At 34.1% G+C, this 16637-nt stretch carries 10 protein-coding genes; 7 read left to right on the plus strand and 3 right to left on the minus strand.

The window, feature by feature from the left end; genetic code table 11:
* The first annotated feature begins 24 nt into the window (after positions 1 to 24).
* Complete coding sequence (gene rimK, locus H8R22_RS13820) at positions 25 to 1398, plus strand: 30S ribosomal protein S6--L-glutamate ligase (RefSeq protein WP_187010985.1); 1374 nt, start codon at positions 25 to 27, stop codon at positions 1396 to 1398.
* Between the two features lie 266 nt (positions 1399 to 1664).
* On the opposite strand, the gene H8R22_RS13825 is transcribed toward rimK, so the two are convergent.
* From H8R22_RS13825 to hutH, 3 genes are read right to left on the minus strand one after another with little or no spacing between them, the layout of a single operon-like run.
* A complete protein-coding gene (locus H8R22_RS13825; protein WP_187010986.1) occupies positions 1665 to 3005 on the minus strand; it encodes an inorganic phosphate transporter in 1341 nt (446 codons plus the stop codon).
* A 32-nt stretch (positions 3006 to 3037) separates the two neighbouring features.
* Positions 3038 to 3682: a DUF47 domain-containing protein gene (locus tag H8R22_RS13830; protein ID WP_187010987.1), complete on the minus strand. Its 645-nt coding sequence runs from the start codon at positions 3680 to 3682 to the stop codon at positions 3038 to 3040.
* A 48-nt stretch (positions 3683 to 3730) separates the two neighbouring features.
* Positions 3731 to 5245, minus strand: coding sequence for a histidine ammonia-lyase (gene hutH, locus H8R22_RS13835; protein WP_187010988.1), 1515 nt, complete (start codon positions 5243 to 5245; stop codon positions 3731 to 3733).
* Between the two features lie 622 nt (positions 5246 to 5867).
* Here hutH and thrA point away from each other — a divergent pair.
* The 6 genes from thrA (at position 5868) to H8R22_RS13865 (ending at position 16552) form a co-directional block, all read left to right on the plus strand.
* Positions 5868 to 8315: a bifunctional aspartate kinase/homoserine dehydrogenase I gene (gene thrA, locus H8R22_RS13840; protein ID WP_187010989.1), complete on the plus strand. Its 2448-nt coding sequence runs from the start codon at positions 5868 to 5870 to the stop codon at positions 8313 to 8315.
* 99 nt (positions 8316 to 8414) lie between these two features.
* Entirely contained in the window at positions 8415 to 9335 is a 921-nt protein-coding gene (locus tag H8R22_RS13845; protein ID WP_187010990.1) for a homoserine kinase, read from the plus strand.
* A 69-nt stretch (positions 9336 to 9404) separates the two neighbouring features.
* The gene (gene thrC, locus H8R22_RS13850) at positions 9405 to 10694 is read left to right on the plus strand and encodes a threonine synthase (RefSeq protein ID WP_187010991.1); all 1290 of its coding nucleotides are present in this window, start codon (positions 9405 to 9407) and stop codon (positions 10692 to 10694) included.
* Positions 10695 to 11148: 454 nt separating this feature from the next.
* Positions 11149 to 12690, plus strand: a complete 1542-nt coding sequence (locus tag H8R22_RS13855; protein ID WP_187010992.1) for a P-loop ATPase, Sll1717 family — start codon at positions 11149 to 11151, stop codon at positions 12688 to 12690.
* Positions 12691 to 12876: 186 nt separating this feature from the next.
* Positions 12877 to 15300, plus strand: a complete 2424-nt coding sequence (locus H8R22_RS13860) for a hypothetical protein (RefSeq protein WP_187010993.1) — start codon at positions 12877 to 12879, stop codon at positions 15298 to 15300.
* Positions 15301 to 15460: 160 nt separating this feature from the next.
* Positions 15461 to 16552, plus strand: coding sequence for a ligand-binding sensor domain-containing protein (locus H8R22_RS13865; RefSeq protein ID WP_187010994.1), 1092 nt, complete (start codon positions 15461 to 15463; stop codon positions 16550 to 16552).
* Positions 16553 to 16637 lie beyond the last annotated feature (85 nt).

The following is a 16637-nucleotide window of genomic DNA, read 5'->3' on the forward strand; positions in this document are numbered from 1 at the left end:
AATCACATTAAAAATAATTACAATATGTCTCAAGACAAAGTCATCTTAGGTAGTGAAGAATGGTGTTCGTTTCCCGAATTAGGAATCCCTACAATCAAAGCCCGTGTAGATTCTGGAGCCAAAACATCCGCTTTACATGCCATCAATATCGCTCCATTTATTAAAAATGATAGTAATTGGGTGAAATTTGACATAAACCCGATACAAAACAATTTAAAGACAATCATTCATTGTGAAGCGCCTCTTGTTGATAAACGTATTGTAAAAAGTTCTAGTGGCTTTAGAGAACAACGATATGTTATTCAAACTAGTTTAAAAATTGGAGACTCCAATTGGCCAATTGAGATGACTTTGACCAATCGTGACTCCATGGGTTTCAGGATGCTACTGGGAAGAGAAGCAATGAGCGGTCGTGTTTTAGTAGATCCTGAGAAACAATACTTACTAGGACAACCAACGTCAGAAAGTTTAAAAGAACTGTATCAAAACTCTGAAAAAGCACCTACAGGACTACGTATTGGAGTTCTTGCTAGTAATCCCGAACTATATAGTAATAAACGCATCATGGAAGCCGGAGAAATGCGTGGTCATGAAATGCACTTTTTGAACATCAAAGAATGCTACATGAGACTGGATGCAGAAACTCCCGAGATACATTACAGAGGCGGAATAATACTAAATCAATTTGACGCTATCATTCCAAGAATTCGTCCAAGTATTACTTTTTACGGCTGTGCTCTTACGCGTCAGTTTGAGGCTTTAAAAGTTTACTGCTTGAACTCTGCAGCAGCAATAACACAATCTAGAGATAAATTATATTCACTACAATTGCTTTTACATAGTGGCGTAGGAATACCTACAACAGGCTTTGCAAATTCACCTTTAGACACCAATGACTTGATCAAAATGGTTGGTGGACCACCATTAATTGTAAAATTATTAGAAGGAACGCAAGGTAAAGGTGTAGTTTTAGCGGAAACAAAAAAAGCGGCTGAAAGTGTTATTAACGCGTTCAAAAGTTTAAATGCTAACATATTAGTACAAGAGTTCATTAAAGAAGCTAACGGTAAAGATTTACGCCTGTTTGTTATTGATGGCAAAGTCGTTGCCACTATACAGCGTGAAGCGATGCCCGGTGAGTTTAGAGCTAATATCCATTTAGGTGGTACTGCATCTATAATCAAACCTACTGCTGAGGAAAAACGAATTGCTATCAAAGCAGCAAAAGCGATGGATTTAAGAGTTGCTGGTGTCGACATCATTCGTTCCTCAAAAGGACCTTTACTTTTAGAAGTAAACTCTTCTCCGGGATTAGAAGGAATTGAAGGAGCGACAAACAAAGATATAGCAGGCGAAATGATTAAAGCCATTGAGAAAAATTTCAGGTCAAAAGTTTAAAAAGTAGTTACAAAACAAAATCAATTACCATTTACAAAATTCAGTATTATGAGCACTGTAAATGGTATAATTTTAAATAGATTAAACTTGGACCCTATTTGCTTAACTATTCATTTTGACTTTGATTGTTCCTTATAAACTTAAAGCAACTAAAAATTAGTTCTCACAATAGCTAAAAGAACAATAAAAATATTTTAAGAAATAGCTCTTAATAGCAAAAGCCACTCTAGTTTGAGTGGCTTTTTATATTTTTTACATGTAGAAACTTAAATAAAGAAACTTAAAATGTAGTAAATCAATGCTGCTAGTAAAGCCGAGATAGGAATAGTAAGCACCCAAGCCCACAACAAGCTAACCGTAACTCCCCATCGTACTGCAGATACTCTTTTTGTCAAACCAACTCCAATGATAGAACCAGTTATAGTGTGTGTTGTACTCACAGGGATTTTTAAATGCTCCGTAAAATACAAAGTCAAAGCTCCAGCTGTTTCAGCCGCAACACCTTCAAATGAAGTTACCTTTGTTATTTTAGAACCCATTGTTTTTACAATTTTCCAACCACCACTTAGAGTTCCCGCTGCAATGGCAGAATAACATGCTAAAGGAATCCAACCTGGCATTCTAAATGCACCACTTTCGGATGGTAAAACAACATCTAACCAAGCGTCCATCTGGATACCTGGATTAGCGTTAATATAAACAGCAACTGCTGCTGCTATTATACCCATTACTTTTTGAGAATCATTACCCCCATGACCTAAACTAAAAGCAGCTGAAGACAATAACTGCATTTTCTTCAAAGCTCCATCAGCCTGTTGCAAGTTCAAGCTGCTAAATATCAAACAGAATAAACTAACTGTCAGAATAATAAAAGCAACAAGAAACCATTTGATATTGTGCGGTTCAAATGCTACACTCCAAAAAACCGAGTTACCAAAGCGTGGTGCCTTACCTCCTTTAATAATTTCCTCATAAGGAATCATTTGCACGTAAACGAACCAAACTGTAGCGATCATTAAACCAATTGTAAACAATTTAGGGTAAATACTTTTACGTGAAGCATTTAGCAACCATATAGAAATAAGGTAGGAAGCCAAAGCTCCCATTAATGGTGCTAAAACAATAAAGGCAATAATTATAAGAACTCCTGATGGCATACCTCCATCTTTACTTGCTTTATACCAACTTACGATATCGTACCAGTAATGCGTTGCTCCATCAGCACCTATATAACCTGAAAAACCGTGTGCTGCAATTGAATGTGCAATAGCTGCACCAGCAAAACCACCAATTAGAGTGTGTGACGAACTGGAAGGAATACCTAACCACCACGTTAATAAATTCCAGCAAATAGCTGCAATTACACCCGCCAAAATAACAACAAGTGTTATCTCCATCGTATTTGCTGTTTTGGCTACTGTATCAGCAACACCAAAACCAAATACCCAATAGGCTAAAAAATTAAAAAAAGCAGCCCATAGCACCGCTTGAAAAGGCGTTAACACTTTTGTAGCAACAACTGTAGCAATAGCATTTGCAGCATCATGAAAGCCATTAATGTAATCAAAAATTAAGGCTAATACTATAATAATTATAAGTAGCGTCATAAACTAGAACTTCAGAATGAAATAAATTAAATTTAAGAATGTTTTACAGAAATCGATTCAAGAATACTAGCAACACTTTTACATTTGTCTGTAGCTGATTCTAAAACAGATAAAACTTCTTTATATTTAATAATATTTTTAGCATCTGTTTCATTTTCAAAAATTTCAAAAACTGCCTTATTGTATACGTTATCTGATTTATTTTCTAGCTTATTAATTCTAGCACATGATTCCTTGATAACTTTCATGTTCTTTAAATTGCTCAATTCCTTCACAGCCAATTCTATATTTTGACAAGCTTCAAGGTTAATTTCAGTCAATTTACGAATTGATTTTGTGATTTTATCAACCTGATACAAACGCATGATACTAGATGCACCGTGTAAACGATCTGCAACGTTATCAATTGAAGTGATTAAAGAGTGTATGTCCTCTCTGTCAAATGGAGTGATAAAATTTCTACTCAATTCAAGATTGGTCTGACGTGTAATGTCCTCACCTCTTTGTTCAAGAGTATCTATCTTAGAAAACAACACTTCTCTTTCCTTTAATGGAAGATTCACAGCTTCATGTAAATTTGAAGCTAATTCAATTAAATTACTTGATGCCTCTTCGAAAAGTGGAAAAAATTTCTTGTCCTTAGGAACTAAAAACTGGAATAAACTATTTAATGACATTTTATCTATTTTAAGGTTACAAAATTACTTCAATAATGATTAATAATGTTAAGCCATTGTTAACAAATCCTCCTCGATGATAAAACTATTCAAAAACGTGATTGATTTCGCTATATCATAATGTAACACTCTATCTTCCTGTACGAAAGGGACTATGTCTCGATACGCTTTTATGAACATTTCTATAAAAGCACTCGATTCAAGAGGTCTTCTGTATTGGATAGCTTGAGACGCAGTCATCAATTCAATGGCAAGAATACGTTCTAAATTATCTACGACACGCAAAGCTTTTGTAGCCGCATTCGCTCCCATACTAACGTGATCCTCTTGACCGTTACTCGAAACGATACTATCAATGCTAGCAGGATTTGCCAACTGTTTGTTTTGGCTCGCAATACTAGCTGCGGTGTATTGCGGAATCATTAATCCCGAATTCAGTCCGGGATTATCTACTAAAAAAGCAGGTAGATTACGCGAACCCGAAATCAATTGGTAGGTCCGTCTTTCTGAAATACTTCCTAATTCTGCCAAGGCAATCGCCATAAAATCTAACGCTAGCGCTAATGGTTGACCGTGAAAATTACCTCCTGAAATAATTTCGTCACTATCGATAAAAATATTAGGGTTATCCGTAACAGAATTAATTTCGGTCTTAAAAACTTTTTGTCCATACTCTAAAGCGTCTTTGGATGCACCATGAACTTGAGGAACACACCTAAAAGAATAGGGATCTTGTACATGAATCTTTTCTTGTTTAATGATTTGGCTTCCCTCCAAAAATGATTTTACACGCTTAGCAGTTATAATTTGGCCTTTATGAGGTCGTATAAAATGTATTGATTCGCTAAATGGTTCTATCCTGCCATCAAAAGCCTCTAATGAAACACTAGCAATTAAATCAGCAAAATAGGATAACTTATTTGCTTTTATGGTTATATAAGTACCATAAGCGCTCATAAATTGTGTGCCATTTAAGAGCGCTAATCCCTCTTTAGATTTCAACACTATGGGTTGCCATCCAAATTGCTGCATGACCACTTCAGTACTAACTTTCTTTCCTTCAAAATAAACTTCTCCCTCCCCTAATAAAGGTAATGATAAATGTGCCAATGGTGCCAAATCTCCAGAAGCCCCAAGTGAACCTTGAGTGTATATTACAGGTAAGACGTCATTATTGTATAAATCAATTAATCTTTCTACGGTTTGCAATTGAATTCCGGAATGTCCATAACTTAGAGATTGAATTTTGAGCAGTAACATTAATTTCACAATTTCTAGTGGTACTTCTTCACCAGTTCCGCAAGAATGTGATTTCACGAGATTCTCTTGTAGTTTAGACAAATTATCATTTGAAATCTTAACATTGCATAAAGAACCAAATCCTGTGTTGATTCCGTAAATAGGCTCTAGATGGGAAGCCATTTTAGTATCCAAATAATCACGACATTTTTGAATATTTACTTTAGCTTCCTCTGAAAGCGCTAAAGTTTTACCTTTATCAATAATTTCTTGAAGTATAGCTATCGAAAGTATTTCTGTACTTATATAATGTGTATTATCCATCTTATTTTCATTTTTGTATGCCAAATTTGATTAAATCAATATTAATAAACAACATATATCATCAATAATTGAGAAATAGACCTTCTGCTTAAACTCTAATTAGGTCAAAATAAAACCCAAACCTATTACATGACTAACGCCTATTACTAAGAAATAGCTATTCTGATACTATTAAAGTGGGCATTTAGCGATAATTGCAAAGAAAACCGACACCTAATTCCTTAAATAAAAGAGCAATCAGGTTAAATCACAAAAATTAATTCAGTTTTAAATAACAATAGTCCCTTTAAAACAGCTTTAAAATATCAAATCCTAAACCACATAACAATTAACTACTAAATATTAAAGTATTCGCAAAACGGTCAAATGGTTTTTTGAATTTTATAAAAAGCCGTATTTTTGTTGACAACAATGATAAACAATAGCGCAACATATCAATCTTCGATTACAACTCAACTTTGGGTTGGCACTGCTATGACGTTTACATTCTCTACTACAACTACAACCCCGTAGGGGTATACACTTTTACATATAACCGTATTATATCGTTATTTCTTTCGAGAGATAAAATTCTTGGGTGAATAATAAACATTCGCTTTTTTTCAAAATCAAAATGCACAACATGAAAGTATTAAAATTTGGTGGAACATCTGTAGCCAATGCCACAAATATAAAATTAGTCTTAGACATCGTTCAAAATCAAGCAAAGCAAAATCAATTAGTCGTAGTCGTTTCTGCACTAAGCAAAGTGACCGATTTATTGCAAACCGCTGCTGCGAAGGCGGCTTCTGGTGATGAAACGTATAAAACTATTGTGATCGAAATCGAAAAAAAGCATTTAGACACCATTAAAGAATTTATTCCCGTTAGCGAGCAAAGTGGCTTATTGAGTCATATTAAAAGAATCATAAACCACCTTGAAACACTCTTAGACGGCTGTTTCCTTCTTGGCGAACTCTCTCCTAGAACAGCAGATACAATTTTGAGTTTTGGCGAACTACTATCTTCTTATATTATTGCCGAAGCTTTGAAACAAAAAGTATCTAACACCGGTTATAAAGACAGTAGAGAATTAATCAAGACCAACAGCAACTTTGGTAAAGCTGCCGTAAATTTTGACGTGACAAATAATCTAATTGCTGAGTATTATAAATCGATTGCAAACCAAGTAACAATTATGCCTGGTTTTATTGCATCGTCACAAGAAGGGATTACAACTACATTAGGTCGTGGTGGATCTGATTATACTGCTGCCATTTTAGCGGGCGCATTAGACGTAGCTGAATTAGAAATTTGGACAGATGTAAACGGAATGTTCACTGCCAATCCACGTATTGTAAAACAAGCACAACCTATTGCTGCGATTTCGTATCATGAAGCAATGGAGTTGTCGCACTTTGGTGCCAAAGTTTTGTACCCACCAACAATTCAACCCGTTCTACAAAAAAACATTCCAATTCTGATTAAAAACACTTTTGAACCAGAAGCCGAAGGTACTTTTATTTCGAATAAAGCTGTTGCAAATGGAAATCCGGTAAAAGGAATCAGTCACATCGACAACATCTCTTTGATTACACTAGAAGGGCCAGGAATGATTGGGGTTTTAGGATCTTCAAAACGATTATTCGAAACACTATCTCAAGCCAATGTCAATGTTATTTTTATAACTCAAGCTTCATCAGAACATTCTATTTGTATCGGAATCTTGAATTCAGATGCTAATACGGCCGAAGAAGCAGTTAACAAAGCATTCGAAATTGAAATTTCCCAAAATAAAGTAGCTCCTTGCATCGTCGAAAGAGACCTTTGCATCATAGCTTTAGTGGGCGAAAACATGAAAAACCACCAAGGATTAAGTGGAAAAATGTTTAGCACTTTGGGTAAAAATAATGTCAATATTCGCGCTATTGCTCAAGGAGCTTCTGAAAGAAATATCTCGGCAGTAATTAATGAAAAAGATGTAAAAAAAGCATTAAATACGCTACACGAACGCTTTTTTGAAGACAACACAAAACAACTCAACTTGTTTGTAATGGGGGTTGGAAACGTAGGTGAAAAATTTATCGAACAAATAAAACAACAAAAGGAATTTCTACAGGAAAACCTCAAAATAAACCTTAGAGTCATTGCGGTAGCCAATTCTAGAAAAATGCTTTTTGACGAAGAAGGTATTGATTTAAAATCATGGCAAGCTAGCCTAGATCAAGGACAAAAATCCGATCAACAAGGCTTTATCCAGCAAGTAAAATATTTGAATTTACGAAACAGTATTTTTGTAGACATTACTGCAAATGAAAGCGTGTCGCAAACCTACGCCACATATCTTCGCGAGAGCGTAGCTGTAGTAACTTGCAACAAAATCGCTTGTTCATCGGCTTTTGATAATTACAAAAATTTAAAGAGTTTATCACGCAGATACAATGCCCCTTTCTTATTCGAAACAAACGTGGGAGCGGGATTACCTATCATAGATACCGTAAAAAACTTAGTAGCTTCGGGCGACAAAGTGAATAAAATTCAAGCTGTTTTATCGGGAAGCTTGAACTTTATTTTCAATAATTTTGATTCAAACAACACTTTCCATGATGTAGTAAAAGAAGCTGGTGTACAAGGGTTTACAGAACCGGATCCGAAAATTGACTTGAGCGGAATAGATGTTGCTCGAAAAATTCTGATTTTAATTCGCGAAAGCGGCTACCAAATGGAAATCGAAGACATTGCAAACGAATCCTTCTTGCCTGCCGAATGTATGGCCACTACAAACAACGACGACTTTTTTAAATCGCTAACACAATACGCAAGCCATTTTGAAGGAATTTTGGCGGAAGCCTATGCCAAAGACAGTCGCTTGAAATTTGTAGCACAATTTGAGGATGGAAAAGCAAGCGTAGGTTTGCAATTCATCCCAAAAGACCATCCCTTTTACAACTTAGAAGGTAAAGACAATATTGTCTTATTTTATACGGATCGCTACATAGACCAACCTCTTTTAATCAAAGGTGCTGGTGCCGGAGCAGCAGTTACCGCATCAGGGATTTTTGCCGATGTAATTAGAATAGGAAACATTTAATTTAGTAACAAAGTCGAATGTCATAAAATCCGAAAGATTTCAACGAAATTTTAAGACAATATATTCGACTTTATGACTTTAGACTTTAAGACTCACAACATGAACGAAATAAAAATATTCTGCCCTGCTACTATTGCTAACCTATCTTGTGGATTTGATGTCCTAGGATTGTGTTTGGACAATGTGGGTGACGAAATGATTATTAAGAAATCAGATCAAAAAGGAATTCGCATCACTAAAATAATTGGCGCCGATTTACCGCTCGAAACGGAAAAAAATGTCGCGGGTGTTGCTGCTTTGGCAATGCTAGCAGCACTGAATTCAAATGCGGGATTTGAAATCGAAATCTACAAAAAAATCAAAGCCGGGAGCGGTATTGGTAGTAGCGCCGCTAGTTCGGCAGGAGCGGTTTTTGGAATCAACGAATTGCTAGGTCGTCCTTTTGAAGTCAAAGATTTGGTACAATTTGCCATGCAAGGCGAAAAACTAGCTTGCGGAAACGCCCATGCTGATAATGTGGCTCCTGCCCTTTTGGGTGGTTTTACGCTGGTACGCAGTTATGCACCGCTAGATATTATCAAAATCGAAAGTCCGTCAGAGTTGTATGCAACTGTGGTGCATCCTCAAATTGAGTTAAAAACATCGGATGCTCGCTCGGTATTAAAGCAAACGGTTTCCTTAAAAAGCGCCATTATGCAATGGGGAAATGTAGGTGGCTTAATCGCTGGTTTGTACACAAAGGATTACGACTTAATTGGTCGCTCTTTGCATGACGAAATCGTAGAACCTTTGCGCAGCGTATTAATTCCAGGATTTGATTTAATCAAACAAACGGCTTTAGAAAACGGCGCTTTAGGTTCAGGGATCTCTGGTTCAGGACCTTCAGTTTTTGCTTTAAGCAAAGGCGAAGCAACCGCTACTAAAATTGCCAAAGCCATGAGCGAAGTGTACGATAAAATGCAGATGCCATACGAAATTCATGTTTCAAAAGTAAGTCCTGATGGTGTCAAAATACTTTAATACAACTTCTCCCAAGGGAAATAATAAAAATATAATGAGATTGCTTCGTGCCTCGCAATGACTATAACAATGAAATACTACAGTTTAAACCATAACGCCCCAAATGTTTCTTTTCAAGAAGCCGTAATTCAAGGATTAGCTAGCGATAAAGGATTGTATTTTCCAGAATCGATCACGCCCTTGCCGCAAGCCTTTTTTGATGGAATAGAAGATTTATCCAATGAAGAAATTGCCTTTCAAGCCATCCGTCAGTTTGTAGGTGATGAAATTCCAGAACCCAAACTAAAAGAAATTATTGCTGATACCCTATGTTTTGATTTTCCGGTGGTCGAAGTCGAAAGCGGAATCTATTCTCTTGAATTATTCCATGGACCTACTATGGCGTTCAAGGATGTGGGAGCGCGCTTTATGTCGCGTTGCTTGGGGTATTTTAACAAAGACAAAAAAGACAGTAAAAATACCGTTCTTGTAGCGACCTCTGGAGATACAGGTGGCGCCGTTGCTAGCGGTTTCCTTGGTGTCAATGGTGTGGAAGTCATTATCTTGTACCCATCGGGCAAAGTGAGCGACATTCAGGAGCGACAATTAACTACGCTCGGGCAAAACATCAAAGCGCTAGAAGTAGATGGCATGTTTGATGATTGCCAAGACATGGTCAAAAAAGCATTTTTAGATGAGAACTTGAAACACCATAATTTGACATCGGCTAATTCTATCAATATAGCACGCTGGTTGCCGCAAATGTTTTACTTTTTCTTTGCCTACAAAACCTTAAAAAAGCAAAACAAACCCCTAGTTTTCTCTTGCCCCTCTGGGAATTTCGGAAATATTTGCGCAGGAATTATCGCCAAAAAAATGGGCTTGCCTGTGGAGCATTTCGTTGCTTCTACCAATGTGAATGACACCGTGCCTCGCTTTTTAGAAAACGGAATCTACGACCCAAAACCATCCAAAGCCACAATATCAAACGCGATGGATGTGGGGAATCCAAGTAATTTTATTCGTATTCAGGAAATGTACAACAATGATTTGGAGCAATTCAATACAGACTTTTCGTCGTTTACTTTTACTGATGATGAAACGATTGCAGCCATGAAATCCATTTATGCCGCTAACGGGTATATTGCCGAACCGCATGGCGCTGTGGGCTATCTAGGATTGAAAAAAGAATTAGCAAACCATCCCAACGCAATTGGTATTTTCTTAGAAACTGCTCACCCAATCAAGTTTTTAGACACGGTGGAACCGACATTAAATGTAAAATTACCGATCCCCACACAAATTGAAAGCGTGTTAGGAAAAGAAAAGATACGCACCAAAATCAAGACCTATGAAGACTTTAAAGCGTTTTTAGGCTAAGACGTACAGCTTATGAAATACAGAAACCGATTGGAAATACTTTTCAGTCGGTTTTTTTTATGTTTTGGGCATGCCCCTACCTCCACTCCGTTGCAGTAGCGTCGCGCTGTGCATTGCAATCTCCCAATAAAAATTGGGAGGATTTCCACTGCCATCCCTCATGCGAGAAAAATAGTTAATTGACTAATTCGTAGATTTACTTTCCTGTTTTAAAAAATACTGCCAAACTCTCCTATGTAAGAAAAAATGCTATATTTGTAAGAGGTGGTTGAAGTATGAATTAAGAAACAACTTTAAATCATAATAAGTCTCAAACTATAAATAGTAGTTTTTTGTGATGATTTAATGTAGTTAGCAGTAAATTTCGCGTAAAGTGGACAAAATCTAAAACTGCAATAATTTTGTCCAAAAAAATATAATTAATTACAATTTAACTAAATTTAAAAAAAAAATCATGTCTTTTTTTAAAAAATTATCTTCTCCTGAAACGCCAGCAAATGGTACAACAAAAAATTTTTTTATTGGTACACCAGAAGCAGAAGGTGAATTAACTGGGAACTCTAAAATGAAATTAGGAGAAATTTTCGGGGATTACTTAAATGTATTTCCAGAACTAGAAACGGAGAAATTTATAGTAACTGGTCGTAAAGGTGCAGGGAAATCTGCGATCGCAGAATATATAAATTTTACTGCCGGAAATGATGCTAATGTTTTTTGTGATTTTATAAAAACAAGAGATTTTGATTCGCAAAAAATTGTGCAAATTGGAAAAGAAAATGGCTTAATAATTGAAGAAAAGCTTTTGTTCGAATGGCTTATACTAACGAAATTAACTAAGTTGATTGTTTCAGATCAATCAAAAATAAAAAGTCAAGAATCAAAAGATTTACGACAATTTTTAGAGAGGAATAGTGGATTAATTGATATAAGAAACTATGAAATATCTGAAATTATAAAAAATAAAGAATTACAAGTAAATATTGAATATTTTAAGAGAGCGTTTACTTCACTTTTTAAGAGAAGTACAAATATAAAAGAACATAAAGCTCCTTTTTATAAAATATTGCCCCATTTAAATGAAGTTGTAATTAAATTACTTAAAGAGAATGTCTCTGAAAACGAATATGTCTTAATTTTTGATGATTTAGATATTGGTTTTAAGGAAAATAACGAACATAGTATTGAAACTGTAACAAATATTTTACGAGTTGCAAAAGACTATAATATTGATTTCTTTGGGAAAAATGATTTAAAAGCTAAAGTCATAATCTTATTGCGTGACGATATTAAAAGAATCATTGTCAAATATAATGCTGATACAGCAAAATTGTTTTCGTCTTATGAAATTCCTCTAACTTGGTATGAGCATGAAAAATTCAAAACAAATGAAAACGCAGTTGGGCTAAAACAACTAATTAATAAAAGAATTGAGATTAATTTTGAAAAAGAAAATGTAGAATATTCAAAGAATGATCCTTGGTCAACTTTAATTAAAACTGATTATCAATACAATGGAAGTAGTTTTAAGTATGTAATAGAATATACTTTTTTTAAACCACGAGATTTAATTTTATTTTTTAAAGCACTTCCTCAACATGCATTTAAAATTCCATTAAGTTTTAATGATATCCAAAAATTATTATATTCATACATTGAAGAGCAAATGCACGAAGTAAGAAATGAATTATCTTCAACTTTTACCCCAGAGGACATAACCAAGATTTTTATTGCACTTAAAAATTTAAAATACCGACAACCTTTAGAAATGAATGATTTACTAGAGGAATTCATAGAAATTGACTTAGAATATGATCCCATGATGACACTTTTACATCTGTTTAATTACTCCTTAATTGGTAACATTGAAAATATTGAAAACGGACAAACTATGATTTACTTTAAGCATAGAGAAAAAAGAGAAGAGCCTTTAAAAATAAATTTTGAAAGTAATTTCATTTATCATAAAATTCTCGAAGTATACCTTAAGAAAATGTAAATATCTCGTTGTCATACCTAAATAAAAATAAACCATCAATAGTAATTTAGCAAAAGTGCAGTTTTAGTAGACTTACCGTTTCGTAAAAAACACTATTTCCACTTAAAATAGGCGTCAACAATAACAAAGCCACGTAAAATCACTAGCAATTAAATCCTTGCATTAAAACTGTAGATAAACCATAAAATGAAGTATAAAAAAATAAGAGAAGAAGAGCTTAAAAATAAAGTTGGTGCTGACTGGTTTAAGCAATTTGACACAACCGAAATTCTTGGTAATATTGATTTTACCGTTTTTCCAAAGCAAGATAGTTTATTCGGCAGAGCACCTCTTTTATGGGCAGAAGCGAAAACAGGGAATTTCGATATTGCAACTATGTTTGTTCAATTAGTTCTCACAATTGGGAAAGCAAGAACTTTCGATAAGACTTTACCTCCAGCTTTTTTAGGAGCTTTTGACTTCAAAAAAATTGCCTTTCTTGATTATATAAATATTCAAGATATTTTTTATCTCAATGATTTTAATTGGAACGTTACTCCAAGTAATCACGAAACAAAAGAGTTTAAGTTAATTAAAGAACGCGTAGAAGGAATATTAAAAACTAAAACGTATGTTTTTGATTATGAAAAAGATGAAAAAATACTCAATACTTTTATCAAAAATAATGTAGCTAAAGCTACAACAAAAAGTAAAATTAAAATTGACAAAAACAATTTCATCCCTATTTATTTACGTTGGATAGAAATTGTTAAACCTATCATTGATGTTAATTGGGATGATTTAAAAAAAGCAAATATTTTTGATAATGATTTTTATTTGGCGGACATTTTTGTTGACGACAAAGACACCCAAAATATTGATGATGATTTCACCATAAGAGATAATTTATTTGTTGTTTTTCAAAATCAAGGCTATAAAATAGCCAAAGAAAACATTAGCCAAATGTTTGACGCAACTATAAACATCAGAAATAAAGATGCTTATTTGCAATTCTGGAAACTCTACAAGAGACCGCCCATTAAAGAGTTTCAAGATTATATTATTGAACGTAGAGATTTACTTGCTCCACAAGATATTAGAGAGCGAAAAGGAGCTTTTTTCACTCCTAGAATTTGGGTAGAACTATCGCAAAAATACTTAGGGGATTATTTGGGCGAAAACTGGCAGGATGATTATTATATATGGGATTGTGCTGCGGGAACTGGTAATCTTTTAGCAGGTTTATCTAATAGATATAATATTTACGCAAGTACATTAGATCAAGCAGATATAAATGTCATGCACGAGCGTATTGACCACGGGGCTAATTTATTAAAAAATCACGTTTTTCAATTTGATTTTTTAAATGATGATTTCTCCAAATTGCCACAAAGTTTGCAAGAGATTATTAATGATAAAAAAAAACGACAGAAACTGATTATTTATATCAATCCGCCATATGCGGAAGCTCCTAGTAGAAATTTTAATAAAGACGCCAAAACAGGAGTTGAACAATCATATGTAAACAAAAAATACTCAACATTACTTGGACAAGGAAATAGAGAGTTATTTGCACAATTTTTAATTAGGATTAACAAAGAATTAAGTGGTTGTATTGTAGGCGAATTTTCAAAGTTGAAAATTCTACAAGGAAGACATTTTTCTGATTTTAGAATAAATTATAAAGCAAAATTAGTAAAAATGTTTGTCGTTCCAGCAGAAACATTTGATAATGTAAAAGGCAAATTCCCTATTGGATTTATGATTTGGGATTCTTCCATAGATGTTTCATTTGATAGCATATGCACAGATGTTTATAGTAAGAGAGGTGATTTTTTATTCCAAAAGGAAATTATTGCATATGAAAATTCAGAATTTATCAATGAATGGATAAAACCATTTAGAGCGCATACAAATGATGAAAATTTATTAGGTAAGTTCCCTTTTATGGGTAACGATTTCCAACAGCAAAATATAATTCAAATAAATCATATTGATATGATTTACAATAAAGCTGCCGGTCAATTTTTAATAAATGCGGAAAATTTAATTAAAGCTTCTGTCTATTTTGCAGTAAGAAAGAGTATCCCGGCTACCTGGCTTAATGATAGAGATCAGTTTTTAAAGCCCAATAGTTTATGGGAAACTGATTTTGAGTTTCAAAATGATTGTTTGACTTACACACTTTTTAGTAATAACATTAAAAGCGAGTACGGTACTAACCATTGGATACCATTTACAGAGCAAGAAGTAAATGCCCAGAATAGATTTGAAAGTAATTTTATGACCGACTTTATTAACGGTAAAATAAAAGCCGAAAACGAAACTAATCTATTTGGTACAAAAGAAAATCAAATCAAAAAAAGAGAGTTTACAGAAGAAGCTAAAGAAGTTTTTGAGGCAGGTAGAGAATTATGGAAATACTATCACAGCCAACCAAACGTAAATGTAAACGCAAGTATGTATGACATCAGAGAGTATTTTCAAGGCAGAAACGAAAAAGGTAGAATGAATTCAAAAAGCGACGATGTAAAATACACGGAATTAATTAGTGAGTTGCGGCTTATGCTTAACTTTTTAGCTGACAAAATAAAACCGAAAATATATGAATACGAATTTTTAAAAGAGTAATTACTAGTTTTAGTCATTTTGAATTAGCTGGAATTTAGTGCAATTGCCGTTTCGCAAGACCTTTTCGTTAATCCGAAAATTGAGTGATTGCTAACTTTTTATGATCTCAAAGTGGCAAACCATTGTGCATCATTTTTGACGAAACGTAAAAAAAACAACTATGATTAAATATAAGAAAATCAAAGCGAACTATTTAATACTTATTTTATCATTTTTATTTAATTCGTGTGCTGGACAAATTGCAGAATCAATACAAGTTAAAATTACAAAAATTCATAAAGATAGTATTACACTTAAGGCAGAATCACAGCCAGAGTATAGAAATAGCGTAAATGATAAAGATTACCAAGGAAATCAAATAAGTGGAGTTGTAAGAACTGTTTTTCAAGACAGCAAAGGAAATTTTTGGTTTGGCACTCAATCTGGTCTTGCTCGTTATGATAAGAATGGACTTGTTTATTTTGTACTAAAAGATTACCGCAGACAAAAAGTAACAGTTCATGTCATAATTGAAGATAAAATTGGAAATATCTGGATAGGTTATGATCGTGGAATTGCAAAATTTGACGGTAACTATTTTACAATGTATTACGAAAAAGATGAAAAGAAAATAGGCGGCCTTTGGAGTATGACCATGGATAAAAAGGGAATGCTTTGGATTGGAACCACTCAAGGTGTTTATACATTTGATGGCGAAAAATTCTCGCCGTTTGAAATTCCTGAAGGTAAGATAAATCCCGATGTAGGAGTTAGTACAACCAAAATGGTTCATTCAATTATTGAAGACAGTAAAGGTCAGATGTGGTTTGCAACTAACGGAGGAGTACATATTTATGATGGAACTACTTTAAAAAACATTTCTGAAAAAGATGGGCTTCAATCTAATTTTGTAGGTCAAATAATTGAAAGTAAAGATGGGAATGTTTGGATTTCGACCTCCAAAGGGCTTTTTAAATATGATGGAAATACTGTTATAAATGTTACTGACAATTTATTAAACCAAAATGAAGGAATTGGTTCCATTTTAGAAGATAAAAAGGGTACACTTTGGTTTAATGCAAACAAACGTGATATCTATAGGTACAGTAATAAAGTATTCACAAAAATTGAAAGTAAAGAAGGTGAATTTAAGCCTTTCCCATTTACTATATATCAAGATAAACAAGAACGTATTTGGTTTGTTGGTCTTAAAGGTGCTTATCGATTAGAGAATAATGTGTTTATAAATGTAAACAGAAATGGACCTTGGTAAAATTTAAAACGAACGCACAACAGCCGTTTCTCACAATTACGAATTTTCTGATGAATTGACGTTTACGTTTCGCAAGAAATTTTAT

The organism is Flavobacterium kayseriense (assembly GCF_014305095.1).
GTDB classification, from domain to species: Bacteria; Bacteroidota; Bacteroidia; order Flavobacteriales; family Flavobacteriaceae; genus Flavobacterium; species Flavobacterium kayseriense.

Bases quoted from the DNA above. Each gene is read 5' to 3' on its own strand.
- rimK (WP_187010985.1), top strand. From the start codon at position 25: ATGTCTCAAGACAAAGTCATCTTAGGTAGTGAAGAATGGTGTTCGTTT.
- H8R22_RS13825 (WP_187010986.1), bottom strand. From the start codon at position 3,005: ATGACGCTACTTATAATTATTATAGTATTAGCCTTAATTTTTGATTAC.
- H8R22_RS13830 (WP_187010987.1), bottom strand. From the start codon at position 3,682: ATGTCATTAAATAGTTTATTCCAGTTTTTAGTTCCTAAGGACAAGAAA.
- hutH (WP_187010988.1), bottom strand. From the start codon at position 5,245: ATGGATAATACACATTATATAAGTACAGAAATACTTTCGATAGCTATA.
- thrA (WP_187010989.1), top strand. From the start codon at position 5,868: ATGAAAGTATTAAAATTTGGTGGAACATCTGTAGCCAATGCCACAAAT.
- H8R22_RS13845 (WP_187010990.1), top strand. From the start codon at position 8,415: ATGAACGAAATAAAAATATTCTGCCCTGCTACTATTGCTAACCTATCT.
- thrC (WP_187010991.1), top strand. From the start codon at position 9,405: ATGAAATACTACAGTTTAAACCATAACGCCCCAAATGTTTCTTTTCAA.
- H8R22_RS13855 (WP_187010992.1), top strand. From the start codon at position 11,149: ATGTCTTTTTTTAAAAAATTATCTTCTCCTGAAACGCCAGCAAATGGT.
- H8R22_RS13860 (WP_187010993.1), top strand. From the start codon at position 12,877: ATGAAGTATAAAAAAATAAGAGAAGAAGAGCTTAAAAATAAAGTTGGT.
- H8R22_RS13865 (WP_187010994.1), top strand. From the start codon at position 15,461: ATGATTAAATATAAGAAAATCAAAGCGAACTATTTAATACTTATTTTA.